Raw genomic sequence first — 25,004 nt, 5'->3', positions numbered from 1 at the left:
AGGAAAAGGGCCGGGCGTTTTTCCTTTTTCTTTCCGGGGGTGGTCTGCTTGGCCTTCCGGTCACTGAAAAGCTGGCCGCTGTTGCTTTTCGTGTCTCTCGCCCTGCTCCTCCTGCACCCGGGCGGAGCGCGGGCATCGGTGGTGGAGTCCGCCTACGGCCCCATCATCTACGCCTGGTCGGACGCCGTGGCAGTAGTGGGAGACAGGGTGCTGCCGGAGCTCTCCGTGGTACGCCCCTCTCCGGAAACGCTCTCCACCGCAGAAAACGGGCGGTGGGCCTCCGACGCCGACGCGGGGGCGTGGTCCCCGGGAGTAGTGGAAAGGACCGACGCCCTGTTCGGGGAGCTGGCCTCCCTGGGGGTCCCCAGAGAGGCCCTGGGGGGCCTGCGGGCCTGCGTCCTGCCCGCCTTCTCCCTGAGGCTCCCCGGCCAGGCGTGCGGCTCCGCCTGGGGCGCCGCGGGGGCCTACTTCCCCGGCACCGGCCCGCCCCTGGTGGCCGTGGCCGGGCTGGGCCTGGACCCGGAGCGCGTGCTCCTGCACGAAATCGGGCACTGCCTGGCCGACAGGCTCCTGGGCACGGCGGGCTACGACTGGAGTTGCATCAACGGGAAGGGCAGGGAGTACCTGCAACTGCGGGGCTACCCGGCTTCGAGGCCCCTCGGCCTGCGGGGGCAGGTGGGGCTCCCCCACGACTGCCGGGTTGCCGAGTGGTTCGCAGAGGACTTCCTAGCCTGGTACGCCTCCCGCACCGGGAGGGCGTGGGGCGTTTTCTCTTGGGACCCGGAGTACCGGGCGCCGGGCGAAGAGGTCTTCGCCTGGTTCGACGGGCTCTTCGCCCGGCGGCGGTGGTAAAATGTTTTCAGCGGCAGTCTTGGGGGAAAAACCGTGAAGGTGGTTGGCAAGAGAAACCCGGAGGAGGCGCCCCCCTTCGCGGAGTACTGGGGCGGCTTCGTGGAACTCGCCCTGGCGCTCAGCGGCGGCGGTTTCCCCGTGCCGCGCGGGGTGTGGCGCTTTTCCACCTACGAGGAGGAGAAGGAGTGGGAAGACCGGATGCTGTTGGGGGAGGCCCCAGGAGCAGGCCCCCAACGAAAGAAGACCTGAAGGAAACCCGCCGCCGCTTCCGGGAGTTAGGCGTGCGGTATGTGCTGGTCGGGGGGCTGGTTTGCCCGGAGAGGTGGCCTCCCTTCTACCCCGACCCGGTGTAGCGGGGGAGAGACGGCAGTCCCTCTTCTAGCCACGGTAGCCTTCGTTTCGGTAAAATACGAAACGAAGGGGATTTTTTATGGGGAGAACCGAAATGACGGCGAAGGAGCAGGTGTGGAGGCACGTGCTGGCAGAATCGCGGGAGCGGGGGAGGGCGGAGTTCCGGCAGAAGGACGTGGCGGGGGAGCTGGGCCTCTCCGTCTCCACGGTGCACGCCGCGCTGGAGGTGCCCCGGAGGGCGGGCGCCGTGGAGGTGTGGGGGAGGGGCTTCCGCCTGGTGGACTGGCGGAAGCTGCTGACCGTCTGGGCCGTGTTCCGGAACCTGGAGAAGGACGTCGTCTGGGAGGCGCGGCTCAGGTACCCGGCGGACAGGGTGGAGGGGGACATGGTGCCGCAGGCCCGGTTCTCCGGGGCCTCCGCCTTCAAGTTCCGGTACGGCTACGCCCCGGCGGACTACGACGAGGTGCTGGTCTACCTGGAGGAAGAGCACCTGCCGGAGCTGGAGGGGAGGTTCCGAGTCCACATCCGACCGGCGGGGGAGACGCTCCTGCGCGTCCTGCGGCCCGACCCCCGCCTGCCCCGCAGGGTCCCGCCGGAGCAGGTGTACGTGGACCTGTGGCAGTCGCACCCCTGGTGGACGGCGGAGTTCCTGCGGTACCTGGAGGAGGAACTCGGAAAGGAGCGTGCGGGGCGTTGAGCGAGATGTATCATGACGAAATCGTGGAAAGGAGCTGGAGGACGCTCCTGGAGTTGCGGAAGAGGTACGATTTCGTCCTGATCGGGGGCTGGGCGGCCTGGGTGTACACGCAAAAGGAGAAATCAAAGGATATCGACATCGTAGTCGATTTCCCCGAGTTGGCGAAAATGAGGCGGGAACTTTTTCCTTCCAGAAACGGGCGTCTTAAGAGATATGAAGTCAATGTGGATGGTTTTGATGTAGACATCTATGTTCCGTACTTTTCCACCACGCTCTTCCTGCCCCCGGAGTTCGTGATCCGCAACGCCGTACTCCGGGGCGGTTTCCGCGTCCCCGAGGTGGAAGTCCTTTTCCTCTTGAAGTACGGGGCATGGAAGGAAAGGAAGCAGTCCCTCAAGGGAGAGAAGGACTACCGCGACTTGCTCTCCCTCGCTCCCCTGGTGGACCGGGAACGCTTGATGCGGCTGGTGCGGGAGCACGGGAAAGCAGGGGCACCGGAGATTGCCCGGGACATTTCCACACTCTTGAAGTATCCCGGGCATCCTCCAAAAGGGAGACGTCCCCGCTGTCCCAAACTCTGAACGGCGTCCGGGAGGGGTGGGGCAGTATGGCTCCTGTGCCGGAGCGCTTTAGGACCATCTTCTGGGACGTCCGGCCCGGGGACCTGGACGTCAGGGAGCACAAGAAGTTCATCATAGAGCGGGTGCTGGAGTTCGGCGACGAGGACGCCTACCGGTGGATGTTCGCCACCTACACGGACGAGGAGATCGTGGAGGTGGCGAAGGCCAGCAGGCGGATCTCCCCGCGCACCGCCACCATGCTGGCCAACTTCTACAAGGTCCCGGAGGAGGAGTTCGCTTGTTTGCGGAATGCGTCTCGCCCGAGGCCCTAGAGATTTTGAGAACTCTGGGAAAAAGAGAAGTCCTCTGGTCTGCGGGGTTCTACCTGGCGGGCGGCACGGGCCTCGCACTGCAGCTCGGCCACCGGATATCGGAGGACCTGGATTTCTTTTCCGAACGAGACTTCGACCCGGAGGCCACAGCCCACAAAATCGCCGGGATCCTGCCGGTGCAGGTCCAGAGCGTTTCAGAAGGCACACTCCACCTGATTTGCAACAAGACGAGGGTAAGCTTGCTGCACTATCCTTACAAAGTAGTCTTTCCTTTCCTCTGCTTTGAAGGTTGTCCGGTGGCCGACTACCGGGACATCGCGGCAATGAAGCTCTTTGCCGTGGGGCAGCGCGGGTTCAGGAAGGACTTTGTCGACCTCTACTTTTCCCTCTGCAAGTCCCTGAGCCTGGACGAGTTGAAACAGATTATCGACCGGAAATGTGTCAATGTGCGCTACAACTGGGTCCATCTGGTCAGGAGTCTCGGTTACTTCGCCGATGCCGAAAAAGACCCCATGCCCGAGCTGGTGACCCCGCATGGGCCCCGGAAAATGACCCTGGAGGAGTGGGAGGAAGTAAAACGCTTCTTTCTGGGGCTCCAGGAGAAAGCCCTTTCCGAAATGCGACACCATGGGGTTTGCCCGAAAGGGGTAGAGGCTTCGAAAAGGCCAGAAGGAAAAAAATCTCGCCGGAAAAAGCTCTAGCTGAAACCCGCTGGCTCGAAGACGGGCCGTCCTCCCGGTCCTTGTCCCGTCCTGGCGGTCCGGCCCCGGGGCCGGGTTTTTTCTTCTTTTTGGATGAGGGAGGTCTGGTTCAAGAAGGTTTGGTAGACTTGTGGCAGGCGTTGGAAAATTGTGACCCCCAAAAGGGTGGCCTTATGCATTTTGCCCGGCTCTGCGCGGCCCGGCGGATGCAGGATACCCCTGCGGGTGCTGACCAGGCGGGGGGAAGGTCCCCGCCCGCACCCCGCTGGATGCCCTGCTCTACGAGAACGGCAGGCGCGAAAGGCACGAGGCCGTGCCCGGCCCGGTGGCAGACCCGGAGGAGGAGGTGGAGCTCCGGGAGGCGCTGGAAGGGCCGTGGCCGGGCTGACGGCCCAGGAAAGGCTGGTCCTGGGGCTGAGAGCAAAAGGCATCGCTATCTCCAAAAAGCTGGGCAACGCCTGGCAGAAGGCAAAGTGGTAGGGAGTACCTGCTGGAGAAGTGCGGCCGTCAGCGTTCCGACCGTTTGCGGCCAAGGCCCAGGCGCGAAGCTACCTCCCCGGTTGACAGGAGCCTTCCCTCCGGGGCCCCCAGTTGCCCCGCCAGCCGTCGGGCAGCCAGCGCGGTAAGGTAAAGTTCTTCCGCTTCTTCTTCGGATGGCTCTTCTTTCAGGCACTGCCGGATGCTTTCGGCCAATCGCCGGAATTCCCGTTCAAGGGCTTCGTATTCTTTCGCGAATTCCGGGTCCCGGACCAGGTGGCCTTTGATTCCCTTCCAGTCCAAACGGTTTCCCCCCGGTTGAGCGGTTTTTTTTTTGATTGTACCACACGCCAGAATTGCGAGGGGTGGTTTTCTGTGGGTAGGAACTACAGGCGCGGCTACCTGGCGGAACTGAGGGCAAAGGGGGAGCTGGAGAAGGAGGGCTACCTGGTGCTCAGGACCGCCGGGAGCAAGGGCCCGTTCGACCTGGTGGCCGTCCGGAAAGACGGGGTGCGGCTCATCCAGGTCAAGCGGTGCAGGGACGGGGACGGCATCAGGCCCGGCGACCTGCGGGCGCTGGGGGCGCTCCCCGTGCCGCCCGGCACCACGAAGGAGCTCTGGGTCTGGCGGGACGGGGAGGGCTTCGTGCGGAGGGAAACTCTGGGCGGCGGGGACCACAGTGTCCCCACCCTGGCGGAGTCCCTGGAGAGGTGCGCCGTCCTGGAGTGCGTGCCGAGGCTCCGGGAAGGCGGCGGGGAGGAGGGGGCACTCGTGGCCTGCGGCACGGCGGACTGCCCCCTGGAGCGGGCGCGGCGGGCTTTGGGTGCAAAGGGGCCACGCGCGTGACCCTCTCCGGGGACCCCGGGGGCCCCGGGCCGGGAGCCCGGGGCTTCTTCTTTTTCCGGAAACCGTGTGGGGAGAGGGCGGTCCGGACTGACCGAGCTAGCGTGCATTATAAGCTTTTTAGCGAAGCACGGGGTCAAGGCCCGGCGCATCACCGGGGAGCTCTACGAGATCGTGACCCCCGCCGGGGCCTTCTTACGGTACAGCCCCAGGCAGGCGAAGCAGGGGCCCCATGCCTCCCTCGCTTTCTTGGTGGCCTCCTGCCCTATGCGGGCGGGCAGGGCGGTGCCAACCGATAACAAGGACTGCCCTTTTTTTGTGGATAAAGGGGTAGGAATCCAGGGGAAAAGGGGCGAATATAGCTGTAGCTGTAGATGCCGGACGGGTCACCGTCCAGATTAAGGAGGTGGGTGCCTGTGGGTCTCCCCGTAGTAAGCCTCTTCACCGGGGCCGGTGGGCTCGACCTGGGGATGGAGCGAGCGGGGTTCGAGACCCGGGTCGCCGTCGAGGTGGCCCCGTACTGCCAGGAGACCCTGGCCCTAAACAGGGCCAGGGGCTACTGGCCCCACCTGCGGGCCGTGTTCGGCGACATAAGGGAGGTCAGGCCCGCCGAACTGCTGCGGGCAGCCGGGCTCGCCCCGGGGGAGGCGTTCCTGGTGACCGGGGGGCCCCCCTGCCAGGCGTTCAGCACCGCCGGGAAGAGGCTCTCCGTACAGGACCCGCGGGGGGGCCTCCTGTTCAGCTACATCGAGGTGGTAAGGGCGGTCCGGCCGCGCTTCTTCGTCTTCGAGAACGTGAGGGGCATCCTGTCGGCGGCCATAAGGCACCGCCCCCTGGCCGAGCGTGGGGACAAGTCCCGCCCGCTGGCCCCAGAGGAGGAGCTCGGCTCCCTGCTGCGGCGGGTAGTCCTCCCCCTCCTGCGGGAGGGACTGGGTTACGAGGTGGTCTACGGGGTGCTCAACGCCGCTGACTACGGTGTCCCCCAGGACAGGCAGCGCGTGTTCTTCATAGGGAGCAGGGACTGGGAGCTCGGGAGCAGCGGGTACCTGGAACACGGGGCTGAGATGCCCATAGCCCTACTGTTCCCCCCGACGCACAGCAGGGACGGTTCCGGCGGGCTCCCGAGGTGGCGGACGCTAGCGGACGCCCTGGAGGGGCTGGAGGACAGGGAGCCCGAGTACATACCCTATAGCCCGGCGCGGGCGGCCGTATTCGCCCTCGTCCCGCCGGGGTGCAACTGGCGGTACCTGCGCGACAGGTACGGCGAGGAGTTCGCACAGAGGGTGCTCGGGGGAGCCTACAGGTCTTCCGGGGGGCGGGTCGGGTTCTGGCGGAGGCTGGCCTGGGACAGGCCGTGCCCGACGCTGGTGGCCAACCCCGTCCAGAAGGGCACAGGCCTCTGCCACCCGGAGGAGACGCGGCCGCTGAGCGTGCGGGAGTACGCGAGGGTCCAGCAGTTCCCCGACGACTACGTCTTCGCTGGCACCACGGCACAGAAGTACACCCAGATAGGGAACGCCGTGCCGGTCGGCCTGGCCGAGTACCTGGGCCGCAGGCTGAGGGAACTGGCCGAGGGGACCCACCCGGTGCGGGCACGGCGGGGTGGCGCGCAGGGGTGGGTGCAGGGGGTGCTGTTCGCGTGAGCGGGACACCGCCCGTCCCCCGGGGGGAGGTGCCCGCCAGGCTCCTGGCCTGGTGGGAGGGGCACCGCAGGCACTTCCCGTGGCGGGAGCCCGGCCTCTCCCCCTTCGCCGTCCTGCTGGCGGAAGTCCTGCTGAAGCGGACCACGGCCACCGCCGCCGCACGCGTGTACCCCGTCCTCCTCGCCAGGTACCCCAATGCCCACGCGCTCGCCTCTGCACCCCCAGGGGAGTTAGAGGTGATCCTCTCGGGAGTGGGACTGCAGCGGCAGAGGGCACGGGGCCTGAAGGAGATGGCCTCCTACCTCTGCGCCAACGCGGGCGGGGAGGTGCCCCGGGACTTGGGGGAGTTGCTGAGGGTACCCCACATCGGCCCGTACACGGCGCGGGCCGTCCTGGTATTCGCCTTTGGTGAGCCCCTGGGCCTGGTGGACTCGAACACCGTCCGCGTCTTCCAGAGGCTCTTTGGGGGTACGGCCCCGCAGGGCAGGGGTCTCCGGGCATACCAGGGCCTCGCCGACTCCCTGGTGCCCCCCGATAGGCCGAGGGAGTACAACTGGGCATTCATGGACTTTGCGGCCCTCGTCTGCCGCCCCGGGGCGCCACAGTGCGGTACCTGTCCCCTCGGGCACGTCTGCGCCACCCGTACGGCGGCACCAGGCGGTAGCCCTGACCAGCGGGGGTTGTGCGGGGGAGACCGGCCCCCACACGGCGGGAGGGATCAGGAGAGTGGCTACAGGGATTGACCGGGTGTTCCTGGAGGAGCTGTTGCGGGACGTAAAGGGGATCAGCAAGGCATCGGCCAGGCGGTTGGTCGAGGCATACCCCTCCCTGGTACACGTCCTCAAGGATTCCGAGGAAGTGGTAAAGCAAAAGGTGGGACAGTTGAGTCTGAGGCGGGTACGGGACATCCGCAGGTTCCTCACCGGGAGAGTGGGCCTCGACCCGGACCTCCCCGATGCCGAGAACACCGAGAGGCTACGCCAGTACCTCATAAGGCGGGAGCTGAGGGCGATAGCGGAGAAAAAGTACGAACTCCTCGGCAGTATTAAGTTCGAGGAGCTGAGTTTTAACCCGTTCCTCCTGCGGCTACTCGGGCTGAAGACCCCGAATGAGATAGCCGAGTTTATGGTGGCAGAGAGGGTAGAGCGCAGTCTCGTGACCTCGTACGGGACCCACATCCAGAGGATCGCCCAGATAGTGGCCGGGCGCGGCACTGGGGTGGAGGGGGCTGACGTGTGCAAGGAGGAGGGGGGCAGGAGGTACTACATACAGGTCAAGGCGGGCCCCTACACGGTGAACAAGGACATCTCGAAACAGGTGAGCGACTTACTCACGAGTGCCACACGCCGGAACTCCGGGTCGGCCGCACTGCTGGGCATGACCTACGGCAGCAAGGAAAAGGTCAGTTCCATCGTGCGCCGGTACTCCAGGGTCGATTGGCTCGTCGGGCGGGAGTTCTGGGGCTTCATCTCGGGCGACCCTGACTATGCCTCCAAGCTGTTCAAACTCGCGGCCGAGGTGGCCGCAGAAGTGCAGAGGGAGAAGGGGCCGTTCCCGATCAGGGAGAAAGTCCGGGAGATCGCTGGGAGGATCAGGGAAGAGTACGGGAAAGGCAGGCAGATGTGGGAGAAGTTGTTCGACGACAACATGTGACCCGTGTCCGCGGAACTGCGGGTATCGGGGCAGGGGGGGTTCTAGTGGCTATACACGACACGGAGGACAAGGAGTGGTGGGTGATCTACGGGGAAAAGTTGGAGTACAAGTTCATTAGGGTAGTAGCACCGAGGATCGGGCTGCTCGCCGTTAGGAATCCGGAAAAAGAGCGCGACCCAAAGGCCCCCGACCTCTTGATCGATGAGGACTACAAACTGGCAGACCTCAAGACGCAGCACACCCCCTTCTTCCGGGCGGGTGAACTCTACCGGATCGACCCCCGGTACGCTGTCACGTTCAACAGGAGCGACTATGAGTACTACCGTGACAAGTATCCAGGTGTCCATGTCATCTTTTGGGTGGACTGGCAGGAGACGGAAAAGTCGATCGGGGGGAGGCTCTACCGCGTGGAACCGCTTACTGGCGTGTGGCGCTGCACTCTGGATCACATCGGGGCAATGGTCAGGGCAGGCAAGGCCCCACTACACGAGTACGAGCGGCGGAGGGGCGATGACAGGGGCAACGCAAGGGACAGTTATGTACTCGACCTACGGGAGATGATCTGTCTGTGGCGTCGGCCCTGAGAGCGTTGCGGGAGATCCGGTGAAGCTACGGAAAGAAATCCTGTAGCTGAAGCTACTTACCAGCCCTGGTGGGCCGGAGAGGCCAAGCTCAGGCACGAAGGGTTGAGACTGGCGGCCCTCCGTAACGGGAGCAAAGGGGCCACGCGCGTGACTCCTTACGAGGACCCCAGGGACCCCGGGCCAGAAGCCCGGGGTCTTTTTTTTTGGAACTGTGCAGGGAGAGGGCGGTCCGGACTGACCGGACTGGCGCGCGCCACGAGCTCCCTGGCGGGGCACGGGGCCGAGGCCCGGCGCGTCGCCGGGGGGTTCTACGAGATCGTGACTCCTGCCGAGTCTTTCTTCACCACGGCGGAGAAGCTGCTGGAGGCGTTCGGCGGCGTGGAGACCGCAGACACCGGCTGGGGCTGGCTTTCCCGCCTGGAAGCCTTGAAGAATGCGAACGGGAAGGAGGGAAACCTTGAACTTACAGGAAGTGTTCGGTTTCCTGAAAGAAAGGGGCTACAGGGTCAGGCCCTGCGTGGGCAACGGCTGGTACGAGATAGCTTCCCCGGACCCGGAAGAGGGGGAGGTGCTGGTAAAAGAGAAGGACCTGCTCGCGGCGTTTAGAGCTGGCGAGCCGGAGCGGTTCTGGGAGTGGCTGAGGAAAACACGGCTTTGTAGGGAGCCATAAGTGAGGAAGCTTGTTGTTTGCTGGGATACTCTTCCCAACCGGAGAAGCTGAAGACTTTCCGGGCGCCTGAGACTCAGCCTTCTCCGGTTAGTGTTTAAAAAGGAGCACGGGGCACTGCCGGTCGGCACGTAGCCTTCCGGTTGCCCCGTACTCCCCCATGGATTTCGGCGGCACCGTTCCTCCCACGCCAGGCAAAACCAGACGAGACTCCGGTTTTCAACCCAGGTGGTGCAGGTTCATCGCTCCCTTCCTTGCCGGGGAACGGCTCCGGGAGCTCCCCGGGAACGGAACGGCCGGCCCCCGCCGGACGACCATGTAGGACACCGGCCTCTGGTGCAGAGTTTACAGGAATCGGTTTTGCCGGTCAACTACCAGAAGGAAACACCGGATTCCGTACTCTCATCCGAGAAAGTCCGGTAAATTGGTTAGCTGCTAACAACCCTGATGGTGCCATTAGAAGCTAATCTCCGCCGGGGGCTGCTTTTCCTGCTTCCCCGGCAGGAAAAACCGGGAGTCTGAAAATGGCGGTGTCCTGCTTCGCGCTGCTCCTGGCTTGTCTGATGGTCCTGTCGGTATTCCTTTCCTACCTGGAGGATTGAGAGAACGGTTACCAACCCGGCCACCTCCAGGTGTCGGGTAGCTGGTACCTGAGGCAGCAGGTTTTGCCGGGGAAAAGAGGAAGAGGGCGATGCAGGGGAGAATAGATTCTCAAAAATCCCAGGGGGTGGCACCCTTGCGGGGTAACTCGAGCTGGCAAAGTTTTGCCTGCCTGCTGTTACTGGTTTTCGCCTTCTTCCTGCTCGCGGGCTGCGGCGGGCAACCCCAGGCCACTCCGAGCAAGGACCAGACGGCCCAGGCAGTTCGAGAGCAGCCCGCTAGCCAGGCGTCCTCTCAGACCGGTTCGCCGGAGCAGTCGGCCAAAGCGGGGATCCGGGTGGTTGAGGCCCTGGTCACCTCCGTCTCCGACGGCGACACGGTGCACGTGAAGCTCGACGGCCGGGACGAGCGGGTGCGGATGATCGGCGTCAACTGCCCGGAAGTAAGCCACCCCGACCTGGGCATAAAGGAGCAGCCCTACGGCCGGAAAGCCAAGGAGTACACCACGAAGCAGCTCCTGGGAAAGAAGGTCTGGCTGGAGTTCGACATCCAGCAGAGAGACAAGTACGGCAGGCTTTTGGCCTACGTGTGGCTTGAACTGCCTGCTTCCGGCTCCGAGGATGAGGTCCGGGCTAAAATGTTCAATGCCCGGCTCCTGCTGGACGGGTACGCCCAGGTCATGACCGTGCCTCCGAACGTGAAGTATTCCGACCTGTTTGTCAAGTTCCAGCGGGAGGCGAGGGAGCAGGGGAAGGGGCTGTGGGGCCTGGCTCCGGCCGCACCTTCGACCGGTAAAGGCGGGGAGACCGGGTACATCGGCAACGCCAGGAGTAAAGTTTTTCACCGTCCGGACTGCGAGTGGGCGCAGAAGATAGCCCCGCACAACCGGGTGGAGTTCGGGAGCAGGGAGGAGGCCCTGGAGGCGGGGTACAGGCCGTGCAAGGTGTGCAATCCGTAAGGAAGTTACTGTATCGGTTCTCCTGGTCTCGGGCAGGAAAAGTTCTAGAGGAATGCCTTGGGTAAAAGAAGGTGTTGTGAGCGGTGCCCGCACGGATGGTCAGGCAAAACCGCGAAATAAAAGAACTCTTCCGGGCGAAAATCCGGAAAAGATCGGGCGAGGGGTGGTGACGGTGGGTATACCTCTGAACGAGACGTGCAAGGAGTACTTGAAAAAACTGCGGGAAATCGTAGCGATCCCGCAGGCGACGTGTGAGCAGTCTCTGTATTCAGTCCTTGAGGAAATGCTGCGGACGGTTGCTGAGCAGTTGGGGCACCACGTTCAGATCATCTCCGAACCCAAACGTGTTAAGGTGGGCAAACCCGATTTCACTGTGATCCGCGGTGGCCTGCCCATTGGCTATATAGAAGCAGAACCTTTTGGGGCGAACCTTGATGCGCTTTCGGGTCGTGCTAGAGAACAGAACGAGCGTTTCGCTAAGAACCTGGACAACTTCCTCCAAACGAACTTTCTAGAGTTTCGCTTGTTTCTCGATGGCGAACTAGTTAACAGGGCTGTTTTGCCTACACCACCCCCAAAAGGAATTATCTCCGTGACAGACCGGGAGGTCGACCAGCTTAAGCTGCTTCTCAATCGTTTTTTTGAAGGGCAACTTCCTGCTACAAGTACACCGAAGGAGCTAGCCGTTCACCTTGCCCGTCGCACCCGCCAACTCCGCAACGAGATTCTAGAGGCCCTCGTGGGAGAAGACACCACCGAGTTACACGAGATCTACGAGGCTTTCAAAGAAGTCTTATTACCCGACCTGGACAAAAAGGAATTTGCCGACCTGTATGCCCAAACGATAACTTACGGCCTGTTTGCTGCGCGCTGCACAGTGAAGGACGGTAACGAATTTACCCGCTCGGTGGCTGCCGATCTCATTCCCAAGACAAATCCCTTTCTGCGCAAACTGTTCCAGCACGTTGCTGCTCACGATCTGGATGAGCGCATTGCCTGGATCGCCGACGACATAACAGCTTTCCTGAGACGTGTTGAGATAACACCGATCCTGCGCGATTTTGGTAAGCGCACAGGCAAAGAAGACCCCGTTGTACACTTTTACGAAACTTTCCTGGCAGAGTATGATCCTGAAATTCGCGAGATTCGAGGTGTTTACTATACCCCTGAACCTGTCATCAACTATATTGTCCGTTCGGTTGACTACCTGCTCAAAACCCGTCTCGACAGGCCCGCAGGCCTGGTAGACGGATCGGTACTAGTTCTCGATCCCGCCTGCGGAACGGGTGGCTTTTTATCCGCCGTTATCGACCTGGTACAGAAGAAGGTAGCAGAGATTTACGGCAAGGGCATCTGGAAGGACTACGTGAAGGACAAGCTTCTTCCGCGCCTTTTTGGATTCGAGCTAATGGTTGCTCCCTACGCCATTGCGCACCTCAAACTTGGTTTGCAGCTCCAGGAGACGGGGTGCGACTTTCAAGGCGGCCAGCGCATTAGGATCTATCTGACCAACACTCTCGAAGAAGCCATCCGGCGTTCCGAACTGCTCTTTGGTAAGTTTATTACTGTTGAAGCGAGCGAAGCCGCTGCCGTAAAACGGGACAAACCCATTCTGGTTGTTGTTGGCAATCCACCGTACTCGGGGCATTCTGCCAACCGCAGCTGGAAGTGGGTGACACGCGATGATAGGCAGGTAAAAGAGCCGACCTGGATTGGTAGATTGGTAGAAGACTACAAGTACCTTGACGGCAAGCCGCTGGGAGAAAGGAACCCTAAGTGGTTACAAGACGATTACGTCAAGTTTATCCGGTTTGCCCAGTGGCGTATTGACCAGACGGGCGAAGGTATTGTCGGGTTCATCACCAACCACGCCTACCTAGACAACCCGACCTTCCGAGGGATGCGCTGGCATTTGATGCAGAGCTTTAGCGAGCTTTACATACTCAACTTACATGGCAATGCCCGTAAGAAGGAAAAAGCTCCGGACGGGAGCAAAGACGAGAACGTTTTCGATATCCAGCAAGGTGTTGCCATTCTTCTTGCGGTAAAAAAGCGCGAGAAGCAGACGGGCTGTAGAGTCTTTTACGCCGATCTGTGGGGAAGCCGGGATAGCAAGTATCAGAAACTAAACGAAGCGCTCATAAGCACAACGGAGTGGACGGAACTGAAACCCCAGCCGCCGTTCTACCTTTTCACACCGTTGAAAGGGGAAAACCTCAAGGACGATTGGGAAAGGTACTGGAGTATTGCCGATATTTTCTTCCGCTACAGCGTGGGCATCGTCACGGCACGCGATAAGCTGACCATCCATTTTGCCCCCGATGAGGTATGGGAAACAGTTGTTGACTTCGTTAGTCTCGAACCTGAGGTGGCACGAGCAAAATTCAGCCTGGGGAGTGATGCTCGCGACTGGAGGATAGAAAAAGCACAGGAAGACTTGCGAAGAATGGGCGTCCCGAACGTGAAAGCTAGACAGCACATCATTCCCTTACTTTATCGTCCTTTTGACATTCGCTTCACTTTCTTTACGGGGAAATCGCGCGGTTTTCACTGTTATCCTAGAACCGAAGTAATGCAGCACATGCTGGTTGGAGAGAATGTAGCTCTTCTGGTTCCACGGCGCGTAGAATATGCCGGGGAATGGCGGCACGTATTTGTGACCAACACGGTTTCAGAACATGTTGCGGTATCGCTCAAAACTATCGACTATCACTTTCCTCTCTACCTTTTTCATGCCAGCGGCCACTTAGACGACCTTCTTGCTTACTCAAACTCTGTGATACACAGAGGACGGCAGCCGAACCTAAAACCGTCCTTTTTACAAAAGTTAGCAGAAACTCTTCAATTACCACAAGAAGAGCCATACGGCCTTCCCGAGACGATCGCTGCCGAAGACATTTTAGGCTACATTTACGCCATCCTGCACAGCACCGTTTATAGAGAACAGTACTCCGAGTTCCTGCGATTGGACTTTCCCCGGATTCCTCTAACGGGCGACCTCGATCTTTTCCGTGATCTGGCAGAGCTAGGTAAGCAGCTAGTTGCACTGCACCTACTTGACGAAAAAGCAGCGCCCGTCCTGCAAAATCCTATTTGTAAGTTCCCTGTTCCCGACAGCAACAGGGTGGAGCTGGTGCGATACAACGGAGCAGAAAAACGAGTTCTCATCAACGACACACAGTTCTTCGAGAACGTGCCGGAAGAAGCGTGGGAGTTCTGGGTTGGCAGTTACCAGGTCTGCAAGAGGTGGCTTGAGGAGCGCGAAAGAAGAGTGCTGACGTTGGATGAGATTTTAAGATACCAGCGCATCGTAACTGCCATTGTTGAAACAACACGCTTGATGGAAGCCATCGATGAGCGAATTCCTTCATTCCCGCTACCTTAGCCTGGCCCTTTTTCTCTACCTGACTAGCCAGACTTTTTTGCCCCGGATCCCGCCCGGTACCGGGGACGGGTTTCCCACTTCGCCTGGGCAGCCGGGCAGGACTGTGACCGTGGTCAGGCGTCACAGCCGGGTGTGACGCCCGTCACACTTTCGCCCGGTCGGGGCCGGGAAGACCGGTTCCCGGCCTTTTTTTTTTCTTCAGGAGCGCCAGGGAAAGGAGGGAAGGAGCGTGCGCCTGTCGCCTGGAGAGCGGGAAGTGATCGTCCGCTGGAGCGAGGACCGGGAGGAGGGGCTGAGCGTCTACACCGCCTCCCCCGGCTCGCCCGGCAGCTCGTGAGGAAGGGGCTCGCCCCCGCCCACGAGTACGCCGACGGGGACGGGGCCTACGCCTGGGAGTTCGAGCTGCCGCGCACCAGGGAAGGGTGGCTGGCACTCAGGTCGGCGCTAAACTGCGTCTTCCGCTGACTTTCCGGTTGACGAAATCCGGAGCTTTTCCGAGCAACAGTGAAAACCAAAGAGAAAGGAGAACCACACATTCACTTTTTCGCCCTTTGCCCCGCTTAACCGGACGAAACGGCTAAAATCAAGTCCTGGACTTTCGAAAATTGTACGTTCTGGAAGGGCAAAGAGGTGGGGGGATAATCTATATATCCCCCACCTTTTTGCCCCAGGCCTGAAAAACACCCCTGGAGCAAATACCGGAAGACGCGCTTAAAAACAGGCTCTCTCTCCGCCTACCCCAACGGGTATTTTCAGATCTCACGCGAAAAAAGGGGGTGAGCGGCTTGGCCTTGCCGGACATGCTCACCGTCAAGGAAGTGGCGAAGCTCCTGCGAATGCCCACCAAGACAGTCTTCGAGCACTGCCGCACTGGGAAGATACCCTGCGTCAAGATCGGTAGGACGGTGAGGGTGCCGAAGAAGCTGCTGCTGGAGAGGCTGGGCCTGAAGGAAGAGTTCTTCTCCTCCTGAAGGGAAGGGCCGCCGCGGGGTAGAAAACTTACCTTGCCCCGCGCGGCCCTTCACCTTTTTTCGGGAGGTGAAGTGCCCTGCGCGGCCACATAAGAAGACGTGGGAAAGACTCCTGGCAAATAGTAATGTACCTTGGCAAGTCGGAAGACGGCAGGAAGCTCTACCGCTCCCAGACCGTCCACGGCTCCAGGCAGGACGCCGAGAGGGTCCTGGCGGAGCTGCTGGTGAAGGCCCACCGGGGAGAGCTTGGCCGGGCGCCGAGGGGCCTGACGGTGGCCGGGCTTTTGGACGCCTGGCTGGAGGCCCACAGGCGGGCGTGGAGGCCCGGCACGCTGAGCCTGAGGCGGACGGCGGCGAGCGCGTGGAAGAAGCTCATCGGCCACGTCGAGGCGGAGAAGCTGGGGCCCGCCGACGTGGAGATCGCCCTGGCGGAGATCGGGGAAAGGTACGCGCCCGGGACGGCGCGCATCTTCTTCGCGGCGCTGAGGCAGGCGCTGAAGTGGGGCAGGAAGAGGAAGCTGATCTACCAGGACCCGACCGAGGGAGTACCCGCCCCCAGGGAGGAAGGGAAGGAAAGGCTCCCCTGGTCTGAAGAGGAAGTCCGGCGCTTCCTGGAGTACCTGGAAGCGTGCGGGGAGAGGAAGGCGTACAAGGCGCTCTTCCGGCTCCTGCTGGCGACCGGCATGAGGCTCGGGGAGGCCCAGGCGCTCAGGTGGCAGGACGTGGACTTCAGGGCGGGGACGGTCCACGTCAGGCGCACCTACTCCCACGCCGGCAGGTGCTTCCACGAGCCCAAGACGAAGCACTCCAGGCGGAAGGTGGCGGTCGACCCGGAGACCATGCTCTGGCTCAGAGAGGTGAAAAAGGAGCAGGCCGAGGAGAGGCTGAAGGCGGGGGGAGAGTGGGCCGACAGGGAGGGCCTGGTCTTCACCTCCAGGAAGGGCGGGGTGCTGAAGCAGGAGACGGTCTGGCACGTGTTCAGGCGGCTCTGCCGGGGGGCGGGCGTGAGGACGATACGCGTGCACGACCTGCGGCACACCCACGCCAGCCTGCTCCTGCGGCAGAACGTGCACCCGAAGGTGGTGCAGGAGCGCCTGGGCCACTCTTCGGTCAAGGTCACGCTGGACCTCTACTCGCACCTCCTACCGGACGCCCAGGAGCCCGCCGTGAGGGCGGTGGAGCGGGTCCTGGACCGCCGGATTGACAGGAGATTGACAGGGGGGACCGGGAAGCCAGGAGAAAAAGGGAACTGAGGGGCACTCAGGCTTCAACTGTGATATAATTGACCCTGGTGGGAGCTATGAAGCTCTATGAGGAATTGCTGGCGCAAGTTAAGGCCTACAATCCAGGGGTAAATGAGGCTTTGCTCAGGAAAGCTTTCGATTTTGCCCGAGCCAAGCACGAGGGGCAGCGGCGTTTTTCCGGTGAGCCCTTTCTTTCCCATCCGGTGGCGGTGGCCTGTATCTTGGCGGAGCTGGAGCTGGACACGGAGACTATAGTGGCAGGACTTTTGCACGACGTAGTAGAGGATACCGGAACCACTTTAGAGGAAATAACGCGCGAGTTCGGGGCGGAGATAGCTGTTCTGGTGGACGGAGTCACTAAGCTTTCTCGCCTGCAGTTTCGCTCCCAGGAGGAGCAGCAGGCGGAAAACCTCCGGAAGATGTTCGTGGCCATGGCCAAAGATGTGCGGGTGGTGCTCATCAAGCTGGCCGACCGGCTGCACAACCTCAGGACTCTGCAGTACCTCCCGCCGGAAAAGCAGCGGGCCATAGCCAAAGAGACCCTGGAGATCTTTGCTCCCCTGGCGCACCGCCTGGGGATTTATCGTCTGAAGTGGGAGTTGGAGGATCTGGCTTTTCGCTACCTGGAGCCCGAGCGCTATCGCGAACTGGCAGCCAGGGTGGCCAAGACGCGGGCGGCGCGGGAGGAGTACACCCGGCAAGTGATCGCCATCCTGCAGAAGCGCTTGGAAGAGGCGGGGATAAAAGCAGAGCTTATGGGCCGTCCCAAGAACCTCTACAGCATCTATCAGAAGATGCTGCGCGACGGCAAGGAGTACAGCGAGATTTACGACCGCACTGGCATACGGGCGCTGGTGGAGACGGTGCGGGACTGCTACGCCGTCCTGGGAGTGGTGCATACCCTCTGGAAGCCGGTACCGGGACGCTTTAAAGACTACATAGCCATGCCCAAAGAGAACATGTACCAGTCCTTGCACACCACCGTGATCGGGCCTCAGGGAGAGCCGGTGGAAGTGCAGATCCGGACTTACGAGATGCACCGGACGGCCGAGTACGGCATCGCCGCCCACTGGCGCTACAAAGAAGGGCAGACGCGCGACAAGGAGCTGGAGGCCAAGTTCGCCTGGCTCCGCGAGCTCTTAGAGTGGGTCCAGGAGATGCGGGACGCGCGGGAGTTCATGGAGCGGCTGAAGATCGATGTCTTCTCCGACGTAGTCTTCGTCTTCACCCCCAAGGGGGACGTGGTAGAGCTCCCTGCGGGGGCCGTTCCCCTGGACTTCGCCTACCGCATCCACACCGAGGTGGGGCACCGCTACAAAGGGGCCAAGGTGAACGGACGGCTGGTACCCCTGGACTACCAACTCAAGACGGGGGATATAGTGGAGATCATCACCGGCCCCAAGCCCAATCCCAGCCGTGACTGGCTCAACGTGGTGCGCACCTCGCAGGCCCGCTCCCGCATCCGGCAGTGGTTCAAGCGGGAGTTCCGGGAGGAAGCTAAGGTACTGGGGCGGGATCTCTTGGAGAAGGAAGCCCGCCGGCTGGGCCTGCCCCTAGAGGAACTAAAGGAGGAGAAGCTTTTGGAGCAGGCCCGCCGCTTCAACCTCCAGACTGTAGAGGACCTTTACGTGGCTCTGGCCCAGGGTGCGGTCACTCCTTCTTCCGTCCTTCGCGCGGACCTTAAGGAGAAAGAGAAGGCCACTCCCCCAGCCGAAACCCGAGCCAAGAGGCGCTCCAACGGGCACTGCCCCGGAGTGCGAGTGGTAGGAGCAGACAACGTCCTGGTGCGCCTGGCTCACTGCTGTCACCCCATACCCGGCGACCCCATCATCGGCTACATCACCCGGGGAAGGGGGATTTCGGTCCACCACCGCGACTGCCGTAACGTGGCGGTGTGGCAGGAAAAAGAAAAAGAGCGGCTGGTGGAAGTGTTCTGGGAAGAAGGGGTGGAGACGCCTTTTGATGTGCGCCTGGAGATTTCGGCGGTAGATCGGGCGGGGCTTTTGGGAGACGTCATGGAGGTCCTGGCCGACATGAAGATCAGCGCCTCCTGGGTAGAAGCGCGAGGGAATAGGCGCACGGCCACCATCGAGTTTACCGCCCGCGTGCGCAACAAAGAGCAACTCGACTACCTCATGCGGAAAATTTCCCGGGTGAAAGACGTATTTGAGGTGCGACGGGTGGTGTGAAGCTTTGCGGGCGCTGGTGCAGCGGGTGGCGCGGGGAGCGGTCTGGGTAGAGGGAAAAAAGATCGCTAGTATCGGGCGGGGCCTGGTGGTCCTCCTGGGGATCAAAAAAGGAGACACCCCCAACGATGCCCGGTACCTGGCGGAGAAGGTGGCCCACTTGCGCATCTTCGAGGACGAGGAGGGGAAGCTCAACCTTTCTCTCAAAGAGGTGGGAGGAGAGGCGCTGGTGGTCTCTCAGTTTACCCTCTACGGTGACTGCCGGCGGGGGAGGCGGCCCAGCTTCTCCGAAGCGGCACCGGCAGAAGAAGCCGAACCCCTTTACCGGGCCTTCTTGGCCGCTTTGCGAGAGCAGGGGGTTCCGGTAGCCGAGGGGAAGTTTCAGGCCCACATGCTGGTGGAAATCTACAACGACGGCCCGGTAACCTTGCTTTTAGAAGGGGAAGGGAAATGAGGATCATCGTTCTGGTGGTAGGCGAGCTCCAAACCAACACCTACCTGGTGGGCTGTCCTTCGACTGGGGAGGCTCTGATCATCGATCCTGGTGCCGAAGGGGGGCGGATCCTGGCGGCGGCTTCCCGGGCGGGCTTGCGTCCCACCCTTATCTGCCTCACCCACGGCCACGCCGACCACATAGGGGCGGTGGCAGAGATAAGGCGGGCGCTTAACCTACCGGTACTCATTCACGCGGAAGACGCTCATATGCTCACCGATCCCCAGGCCAACCTTTCCGTCTGGTTAGGGAGAGGATTCGCAGTAGGCGAGCCCGACCGTTGCCTGCACGACGGTGAGGAGATAACCTGCGGGAAGCTCCAGTTTCAGGTGCTGCACACGCCGGGGCACACGCCGGGAAGCATATGCCTTTACGCTCCGGGCGTGCTTTTCAGCGGGGATACCCTTTTTGCGGGTTCAGTGGGGCGTACCGACTTTCCGGGAGGCGACTGGAAGAAGCTTTTGCACTCGGTGCGCACCAAGCTTTTGGTTTTGCCCGACGAGACAGTGGTATACCCCGGGCATGGCGCTTCTACCACCATAGGTGAGGAAAGGGAGCAAAATCCCTTCTTAACGGGAGAGGAGATGGGTTAATGGAAGGAAAGAAGGCTTTGCGGCTGCTCCCCTGGCCGGTCACTCTTATAGGTACCTACCACGAGGGGCGGCATAACCTTATGACCGCTTCCTGGGTGATGCAGGTGTCCTTCCGTCCCCCACTATTGATGGTTTCCATAGCGCCGGAGAGGTACACCTATGAGCTTTTGACCAAGAGCGGAGAGTTTGTGGTAAGCATTTTGGCCGCCGATCAGATGGAGATAGCCAACTTCTGCGGCACCCACTCCGGCCGGGACACGGATAAGGTAAAGGCTCTGGGGCTGAAAACCAAGCCGGCCACGCAGGTCCGGGTCCCTCTCCTGGAGGACTGCGTGGCCAACCTGGAGTGTCGCTTGGTCTCCTTGCACCCCGCCGGGGATCACGTGATCTGCGTGGGGGAAGTGGTAGGAGGGTCGGTGGAACGGGGGGAGGCTTCTCCCCTGCTCCTTCTCGACTGGCAGCCGGGCGCCTTGTGCAAATAAGTTCATACCGGCTCCTGATTGGGCCGGAGCTCCCAGACGCCGCAGGGGCAGGCGTCAGCGCAGAAGCCGCAGCCTATGCACCGCTGCGGGTCGGCCTCGTACCGCCAGCCGTTGCCCTCCTGGCGCCGGGTGATGGCCTGTTGAGGGCAGATGTTAAGGCATATGCCGCAGTCGCGGCAGATGCCACAGGAAGCACAGGCCGAAGCGCTTTCTTCCAGCGTACCAAAACCGGTGCGGTCCGGGTGAAAGTAGGCTAGTTTCACCCGCCTGAGTTCGAGCGTAGGCTTAGGCCCCTCAGGTAGAGTGGAGCCGGAGAGCCAAACGGCTACTTCCTGCGCCACCCGACGCCCTTGCCCTACCAAGGCGGGGATGCCGGCGGGGGCCAGCACCTCCCCTACGGCGAAGAGGGGGGGTTCGATCTTCCTTCCACCCAAAAGGCTTGCCCCCTCCTTCCCCGTGGCCACCACCGCCGCTTCGTATTCCTCCAACAGTTCGTCGAGATGTTCGGGCTGAACCTCGCGGTGGTCTATGGGCAGGACCTGGCGTACCCTTGCCAAGTCTGCTTCCAGGGCTTGTCTTGCTTCCCCCTTCAGGTGCCTGAGCTTCCCTCCCAGCTCCCCTTTTTCGAAGATCCGGACCTCATGCCCCATGAGGCGCAGGTGCCAGGCGGCGGCGATGCCCGCCGGTCCGCTCCCCACCACCGCCACCCGTCTCCCGGTAGGTGGCGGAAGAGGGGGGAGGGAGGCCTTTAAGCTTTCTTTTCCGAGCTGCTTCATGTCGGGAGGGACGAGCCCTCCTACCTTCCGCGTGCAGGTGCGCATACAGAAGTTGGGACAGAGGTAGCCGCAGACGGTGGCAGGGAAGGGGGTGGAGTAGAGGGCCAAGCTCAGGGCCTCTTCCTTTTTGCCTTCTCGCAGCAGCTGCCAGCGCTCCGCCACTGGGATGCCGGTAGGGCAGGCAGCTTGGCAGGGGGGAAGGTAAGAGCGGTTGGCCCATACGGGTACAAACCGCCGCCACTTCCCGGTGGCAATCACCGGGATGGGCTGGCGCTCCACTTTTATAAGATCCCCGAGCAACCCTCCCTCCCCCAGTTCTTTGTCCCAAACCTTTTCGCGGAAATCACTCATGGGGCGGCGGGGCCGCGAGCGCCTTTCCTGGGGAGAAAGGGCGACTATGAGCTGCCACTCCTCCCGGCGGGCCAGGAGGGGATAAAGTTCAGGACGCCGGATGTTTTCCAGGAAGCGGCGCAGGTTGGCTTCCAGCCACTCCCAGTCGGCGTCGCTCAAGGGCACGATGCGGGCATCGGCCTGGCTTATGCCCTGGTGCGGGCCGCGGAAGAAAATCTTTCCGCCCACCATGCCCACACAGGGGCGGAAGCCCAGGACGTTTTCCGGGTTCTGCGGCTGGTAGCCGCAGATAACCGCAATTCCTCCGGCCATGAACTCGGCAAAATAATCCCCCACCGACCCTAGCACCCAGAGCTCGGGGGGATCGAAGCGGGGGTTGTGTTTGGTCATGGTCATGCCCCGGGCCCCGATGCTTCCCGCCACGTAGATCTTCCCCTGGGCCATGGCGTTGCCGACGCCGTTGGCGGCGTGGCCGTGCACGATGATTTCAGCCCCTACGTTGAGCCAGCCCACATCATCGGAGGCCGGCCCCATCACCTCTATGCGGGTGTTGGGGAAGCCCATGGCTCCCACCCTCTGCCCCGGGGAGCCGTAGATGCGCACTAGTATCTTCTCTTCACCTGCTCTCCACAGGCGCCCTCCGATGCCGTGCTGGCCGTAAGCCTCAATTTCTAGGTGGCGGTAGCCCGCCGCTACGGCCGCCTGGATTTTCTCCTCCAGCAAGCGCGAGTCGAGACGGCGGCCGTTTTCCATTCCTGCAATACGGCAAACTTTTTCTGTCATCCGGCTATCTCTCCCGTCAAATCACGTACTTTATCTGCAGCCTTTCGGCCGCATGGTAATCGTCGATGCCCAAAGCGTCGGACATGCCTATGGGCAGCGAGGTCGAGCGTCCCAAAGCGGCCACGATCTTTTTGAGCTCCATGTCAAAGCTCAGGAAGACATCGACCACTCTTTCCGCCACCCTATCCGGATCAAGGCGGCGGTAAAGGCGCGGGTCTTGCGAGGTTATCCCTTTGGGGCAGATGCCCACGTTGCAAACGTTGCACCGGTCGGATTCCGATCCCAGGCAGCCCGCGGCCGCTTGCAGGATATAGCGCCCTATCTGCACCGCGCTCGCTCCCAGCATAAAGAGGGCGGCAGCGTTGGCGGCCAGGTTGCCGTGCTTCCCTATTCCTCCGGCAGCTATGAGCGGTATCTCGTTTTGCTTTCCCAGCTTGACCAGGTTTAAGTAGCAATCACGGATGTTGCTGGCGATGGGGTGTCCCATGTGGTTAAGCGACACCTCGTAAGCGGCACCGGTGGCCCCGTCTTCCCCGTCTATGCACAGGGCCGCAGCGTAGGGGTTGCGCGTGAGGTTGTTGAGCACGGCCAGGGCGGTAGAGGTCCCGGATATCTTGGGGTAGACGGGCACGCGAAAGCCCCACGCCATGGCCAGTGACTGGATCATCTTGGCCACCGACTCCTCGATGGAGTAAAGGGTCTGGTGGGTAGGGGGGCTGGGCAAGCTCACCCGCGGCGGCACGCCTCTGATGGCGGCGATGAGTTCGTTGACCTTGTGCCACAGCAAGAGACCCCCGTCCCCAGGCTTGGCCCCCTGCCCGTACTTGATCTCTATGGCGCAGGGATCTTCTTTCATCTCCGGGATGGCCCGCACGATTTCATCCCAGCCGAAATAACCGCTGGCGATCTGCAGGATGATGTACTTGATGAAGCGCGAGCGCAGAAGGCGAGGCGGGCATCCCCCCTCTCCGGTAGAAATTCTGACGGGCAGACCGAGTTCCTCGTTTAGGTAAGCCACGCCCATCATAAGCCCCTCCCACATGGTAGGGGAAAGGGCGCCTAAGGACATCCCTCCTATCATCAGGGGGTAAATCTCCCTTACCGGTGGGGTCCATCCCTCTTCCCTATAAAGCCTTAACTCCTCCTCCGGCGGCAAAATTCTTCCCAGGAGGGTGCGCAGCTCAAACTCGTGGCGGAGGGCATCCAGGGCCGGATCGGTCAGCATAGATATACGGACGAACTTGATCCGGTCAAGAGTCCCCGGTGCCGGGTCGTTGCGCCGCCCGCCGCGCCGCCTGGGCTGTCCTCCCTGGTTGAAGTGGAAGCGCAGCTTATCCTCCTCGTCGTTGCGGTAAGGCAGTATGGCCCCGTTGGGGCAAACCTGGGCGCACATGCCGCAACCGGTGCAGGCATGGGCGGGCTCGGTCCTTTGCCTTATCCCGTAGTACACCCGGTAAAGGCCAGAGGGAGCTTCCTTGGCGGGCGCGTCCAGGAGAGGGGAAAAGACGACCCGCTGGCGGTGCACCCCGAGCTCTATGGCCTTAACAGGGCAAACGGCGGTGCAGCGCCCGCACAAGGCGCACTTGTCCTTGTCCCAGTAGATGAGCCAGCGCAGATCCTTCAGGCCTAGTGAAGAGGGGGTAAGGGTTCCATCTGGGAGCATCGTCTCACCTCCCGTCGGTCGGGATAAACGATGACGGTGTCGAGGTGCATGGGCTGGAAATCCTGGCTCTTGTCCCGGTCGGGAGCGGCGAAGTCCAGCCCGCACATCTCGGAGCACAGAACGTAAAACCCCGGTCTTCCTCCCACCACGCCGGGACGGAGCTTCTTGCGGTCTTGCACCATGAAGACCGTCTTATCGGGCAGGCAACCGATCACGCAGTTGGGCCCGTCTATGGTGAGCGGACGACAGGCCAGCTTGAGCCGACGCAGGAGTTCCCGGTTAGGGTGCCGCTTTATCTCTTCGTCGGTTAGCGGTGTGATGAGGTGCTTGTAGTACTCCAGCTTTAGTCCCAGCTTTTTGAGAGCGTAGTGGAGAATGTGAGTAAAGACCTCGGAGTCGGACTGATAGCCGGTATAGCCGGGGAAGCCCCGGGAAAGGAGAAACTCCCTTATGGGAACAAAGGCCGTATTCTCCCCGTTAGTCATGGTGGCTATCCCCTGGATAAAAAAGGGGTGACAGGCGTAAAGGTTTATGGCGTAGTTTGTGTTCTGTCTTCCCTGGGCCATTATTACCCGTGCCTGCAACTCTTTCCGGTCGAGTCGCAAGTACTCACCTACCAGCAAGGGGTCGCCCACTTCCTTGATCATGATCACGTCCGGCCAAAAGCTGAAGACAATGATATCCTCTTTCTCTTCACCCATCCAGCGGAGTTGCAGGCGCGTCATCATGAGGCGAAACTCCTTTTCTTCTTGGTCCAGATTTTCCCAGCCATCTGGGTACTCGTAAACTTGGATAAGATAAAAATCTCTCTTGGGAGTTCCTGGGGGAGGCTCCTTGTCGGTAGTTATTACCACCCGGTATAAGGGCCAAAAACCCAGCGCGTTCATGAAGTCGTTGAGGCGCCGGAGTCCGTCTTTAGTAAAAATTCCTGAGAGGATAGGCTTGTCCTTGAGTTCTGCGAAGGGGCCGGTGAGATCGGTGAGAAAAAGCCCTACACCGGAGCCGTCATGCCCCTCCCGCATGACATCCAGCGCCCCAAGGGCCAGCATGGGGGACTGAGGTTCGTCGCTAGTCACGCAAAAAAGCCGGCACACCCTACTCACCTCTCGCCAAGGGTAATAAATATTATAACACCTCACGTTGCCTGAAAGTTGGTTGA

25 protein-coding genes are annotated in these 25,004 nt (G+C 61.5%); 21 read left to right on the top strand and 4 right to left on the bottom strand.

What is annotated here, in order from left to right; genetic code table 11:
- Positions 1–81 precede the first annotated feature (81 nt).
- The 6 genes from DXX99_RS07930 (at position 82) to DXX99_RS07905 (ending at position 3,493) form a co-directional block, all read left to right on the top strand.
- The gene (locus tag DXX99_RS07930; RefSeq protein WP_134642969.1) at positions 82–852 is read left to right on the top strand and encodes a hypothetical protein; all 771 of its coding nucleotides are present in this window, start codon (positions 82–84) and stop codon (positions 850–852) included.
- A gap of 33 nt (positions 853–885) precedes the next feature.
- On the top strand, positions 886–1,101 hold the full coding sequence (locus tag DXX99_RS07925) for a hypothetical protein (protein ID WP_115792958.1): 216 nt from the start codon (positions 886–888) through the stop codon (positions 1,099–1,101).
- A gap of 181 nt (positions 1,102–1,282) precedes the next feature.
- Positions 1,283–1,900 carry a hypothetical protein gene (locus DXX99_RS07920; protein WP_134642968.1) on the top strand — a complete coding sequence of 206 codons (618 nt, stop codon included), beginning with the start codon at positions 1,283–1,285 and terminating at the stop codon, positions 1,898–1,900.
- Positions 1,897–2,481: a hypothetical protein gene (locus DXX99_RS07915; protein ID WP_134642967.1), complete on the top strand. Its 585-nt coding sequence runs from the start codon at positions 1,897–1,899 to the stop codon at positions 2,479–2,481. Before DXX99_RS07920 ends, DXX99_RS07915 begins: the two co-directional genes overlap by 4 nt.
- A 26-nt stretch (positions 2,482–2,507) precedes the next feature.
- Positions 2,508–2,792, top strand: coding sequence for a DUF6922 domain-containing protein (locus DXX99_RS07910; RefSeq protein WP_115792955.1), 285 nt, complete (start codon positions 2,508–2,510; stop codon positions 2,790–2,792).
- Complete coding sequence (locus DXX99_RS07905; RefSeq protein WP_240610872.1) at positions 2,759–3,493, top strand: nucleotidyl transferase AbiEii/AbiGii toxin family protein; 735 nt, start codon at positions 2,759–2,761, stop codon at positions 3,491–3,493. Before DXX99_RS07910 ends, DXX99_RS07905 begins: the two co-directional genes overlap by 34 nt.
- A 507-nt stretch (positions 3,494–4,000) precedes the next feature.
- Here DXX99_RS07905 and DXX99_RS07895 read toward each other — a convergent pair.
- Entirely contained in the window at positions 4,001–4,273 is a 273-nt protein-coding gene (locus DXX99_RS07895) for a hypothetical protein (RefSeq protein WP_240610871.1), read from the bottom strand.
- A gap of 72 nt (positions 4,274–4,345) precedes the next feature.
- On the opposite strand from DXX99_RS07895, the gene DXX99_RS07890 reads away from it, so the two are divergent.
- The 15 genes from DXX99_RS07890 (at position 4,346) to DXX99_RS07820 (ending at position 20,272) form a co-directional block, all read left to right on the top strand.
- A complete protein-coding gene (locus DXX99_RS07890; protein ID WP_115792953.1) occupies positions 4,346–4,816 on the top strand; it encodes a PDDEXK-like family protein in 471 nt (156 codons plus the stop codon).
- A 413-nt stretch (positions 4,817–5,229) separates the two neighbouring features.
- Positions 5,230–6,456, top strand: coding sequence for a DNA cytosine methyltransferase (locus DXX99_RS07885; protein ID WP_205664670.1), 1,227 nt, complete (start codon positions 5,230–5,232; stop codon positions 6,454–6,456).
- The gene (locus DXX99_RS07880) at positions 6,453–7,199 is read left to right on the top strand and encodes an HhH-GPD family protein (RefSeq protein ID WP_165847774.1); all 747 of its coding nucleotides are present in this window, start codon (positions 6,453–6,455) and stop codon (positions 7,197–7,199) included. The genes DXX99_RS07885 and DXX99_RS07880 overlap by 4 nt, the downstream gene beginning before the upstream one ends.
- On the top strand, positions 7,183–8,109 hold the full coding sequence (locus tag DXX99_RS07875; protein ID WP_165847773.1) for a PmeII family type II restriction endonuclease: 927 nt from the start codon (positions 7,183–7,185) through the stop codon (positions 8,107–8,109). Before DXX99_RS07880 ends, DXX99_RS07875 begins: the two co-directional genes overlap by 17 nt.
- Before the next feature lie 44 nt (positions 8,110–8,153).
- Positions 8,154–8,693, top strand: coding sequence for a hypothetical protein (locus DXX99_RS07870; protein ID WP_115792949.1), 540 nt, complete (start codon positions 8,154–8,156; stop codon positions 8,691–8,693).
- A 457-nt stretch (positions 8,694–9,150) separates the two neighbouring features.
- Entirely contained in the window at positions 9,151–9,363 is a 213-nt protein-coding gene (locus DXX99_RS07865; RefSeq protein WP_115792948.1) for a hypothetical protein, read from the top strand.
- Between the two features lie 733 nt (positions 9,364–10,096).
- Complete coding sequence (locus DXX99_RS11935) at positions 10,097–10,918, top strand: thermonuclease family protein (protein WP_240610870.1); 822 nt, start codon at positions 10,097–10,099, stop codon at positions 10,916–10,918.
- 52 nt (positions 10,919–10,970) lie between these two features.
- Positions 10,971–14,303: a type ISP restriction/modification enzyme gene (locus DXX99_RS07855; protein WP_115792946.1), complete on the top strand. Its 3,333-nt coding sequence runs from the start codon at positions 10,971–10,973 to the stop codon at positions 14,301–14,303.
- A gap of 333 nt (positions 14,304–14,636) precedes the next feature.
- Positions 14,637–14,768: a hypothetical protein gene (locus tag DXX99_RS12025; protein ID WP_276308336.1), complete on the top strand. Its 132-nt coding sequence runs from the start codon at positions 14,637–14,639 to the stop codon at positions 14,766–14,768.
- A gap of 320 nt (positions 14,769–15,088) precedes the next feature.
- The gene (locus tag DXX99_RS07845; RefSeq protein WP_115792944.1) at positions 15,089–15,274 is read left to right on the top strand and encodes a helix-turn-helix domain-containing protein; all 186 of its coding nucleotides are present in this window, start codon (positions 15,089–15,091) and stop codon (positions 15,272–15,274) included.
- A 125-nt stretch (positions 15,275–15,399) separates the two neighbouring features.
- Positions 15,400–16,527, top strand: coding sequence for a tyrosine-type recombinase/integrase (locus DXX99_RS07840; RefSeq protein WP_240610869.1), 1,128 nt, complete (start codon positions 15,400–15,402; stop codon positions 16,525–16,527).
- 47 nt (positions 16,528–16,574) lie between these two features.
- Positions 16,575–18,707 (top strand): RelA/SpoT family protein, encoded by a 2,133-nt coding sequence (locus tag DXX99_RS07835; RefSeq protein ID WP_115792981.1) that lies wholly within the window; start codon positions 16,575–16,577, stop codon positions 18,705–18,707.
- 4 nt (positions 18,708–18,711) lie between these two features.
- Positions 18,712–19,158: a D-aminoacyl-tRNA deacylase gene (gene dtd / locus DXX99_RS07830; RefSeq protein WP_115792942.1), complete on the top strand. Its 447-nt coding sequence runs from the start codon at positions 18,712–18,714 to the stop codon at positions 19,156–19,158.
- Complete coding sequence (locus DXX99_RS07825) at positions 19,155–19,790, top strand: MBL fold metallo-hydrolase (RefSeq protein ID WP_115792941.1); 636 nt, start codon at positions 19,155–19,157, stop codon at positions 19,788–19,790. The genes dtd and DXX99_RS07825 overlap by 4 nt, the downstream gene beginning before the upstream one ends.
- Positions 19,790–20,272 carry a flavin reductase family protein gene (locus DXX99_RS07820; protein WP_115792940.1) on the top strand — a complete coding sequence of 161 codons (483 nt, stop codon included), beginning with the start codon at positions 19,790–19,792 and terminating at the stop codon, positions 20,270–20,272. Before DXX99_RS07825 ends, DXX99_RS07820 begins: the two co-directional genes overlap by 1 nt.
- Before the next feature lie 2 nt (positions 20,273–20,274).
- Here DXX99_RS07820 and DXX99_RS07815 read toward each other — a convergent pair whose 3' ends face one another.
- From DXX99_RS07815 to DXX99_RS07805, 3 genes are read right to left on the bottom strand one after another with little or no spacing between them, the layout of a single operon-like run.
- A complete protein-coding gene (locus tag DXX99_RS07815; RefSeq protein ID WP_115792939.1) occupies positions 20,275–22,182 on the bottom strand; it encodes a GltB/FmdC/FwdC-like GXGXG domain-containing protein in 1,908 nt (635 codons plus the stop codon).
- 16 nt (positions 22,183–22,198) lie between these two features.
- Positions 22,199–23,845 carry a glutamate synthase-related protein gene (locus tag DXX99_RS07810; protein ID WP_115792938.1) on the bottom strand — a complete coding sequence of 549 codons (1,647 nt, stop codon included), beginning with the start codon at positions 23,843–23,845 and terminating at the stop codon, positions 22,199–22,201.
- Positions 23,809–24,939 (bottom strand): class II glutamine amidotransferase domain-containing protein, encoded by a 1,131-nt coding sequence (locus DXX99_RS07805; RefSeq protein ID WP_115792937.1) that lies wholly within the window; start codon positions 24,937–24,939, stop codon positions 23,809–23,811. Before DXX99_RS07805 ends, DXX99_RS07810 begins: the two co-directional genes overlap by 37 nt.
- Positions 24,940–25,004 lie beyond the last annotated feature (65 nt).

This window comes from Ammonifex thiophilus, assembly GCF_003368535.1.
GTDB classification, from domain to species: domain Bacteria; phylum Bacillota; class Desulfotomaculia; order Desulfotomaculales; family Ammonificaceae; genus Ammonifex; species Ammonifex thiophilus.
Note: the sequence above shows the minus strand (reverse complement) of the source record. Positions and strands in the feature narration are given on the sequence as shown.

What these genes read in the sequence shown, in the direction of transcription:
- DXX99_RS07920 (WP_134642968.1), top strand. Translation starts at nt 1,283, where the DNA reads ATGGGGAGAACCGAAATGACGGCGAAGGAGCAGGTGTGGAGGCACGTG.
- DXX99_RS07910 (WP_115792955.1), top strand. Translation starts at nt 2,508, where the DNA reads ATGGCTCCTGTGCCGGAGCGCTTTAGGACCATCTTCTGGGACGTCCGG.
- DXX99_RS07855 (WP_115792946.1), top strand. Translation starts at nt 10,971, where the DNA reads ATGCCTTGGGTAAAAGAAGGTGTTGTGAGCGGTGCCCGCACGGATGGT.
- DXX99_RS07840 (WP_240610869.1), top strand. Translation starts at nt 15,400, where the DNA reads ATGTACCTTGGCAAGTCGGAAGACGGCAGGAAGCTCTACCGCTCCCAG.
- DXX99_RS07835 (WP_115792981.1), top strand. Translation starts at nt 16,575, where the DNA reads ATGAAGCTCTATGAGGAATTGCTGGCGCAAGTTAAGGCCTACAATCCA.
- DXX99_RS07825 (WP_115792941.1), top strand. Translation starts at nt 19,155, where the DNA reads ATGAGGATCATCGTTCTGGTGGTAGGCGAGCTCCAAACCAACACCTAC.
- DXX99_RS07820 (WP_115792940.1), top strand. Translation starts at nt 19,790, where the DNA reads ATGGAAGGAAAGAAGGCTTTGCGGCTGCTCCCCTGGCCGGTCACTCTT.
- DXX99_RS07815 (WP_115792939.1), bottom strand. Translation starts at nt 22,182, where the DNA reads ATGACAGAAAAAGTTTGCCGTATTGCAGGAATGGAAAACGGCCGCCGT.
- DXX99_RS07810 (WP_115792938.1), bottom strand. Translation starts at nt 23,845, where the DNA reads ATGCTCCCAGATGGAACCCTTACCCCCTCTTCACTAGGCCTGAAGGAT.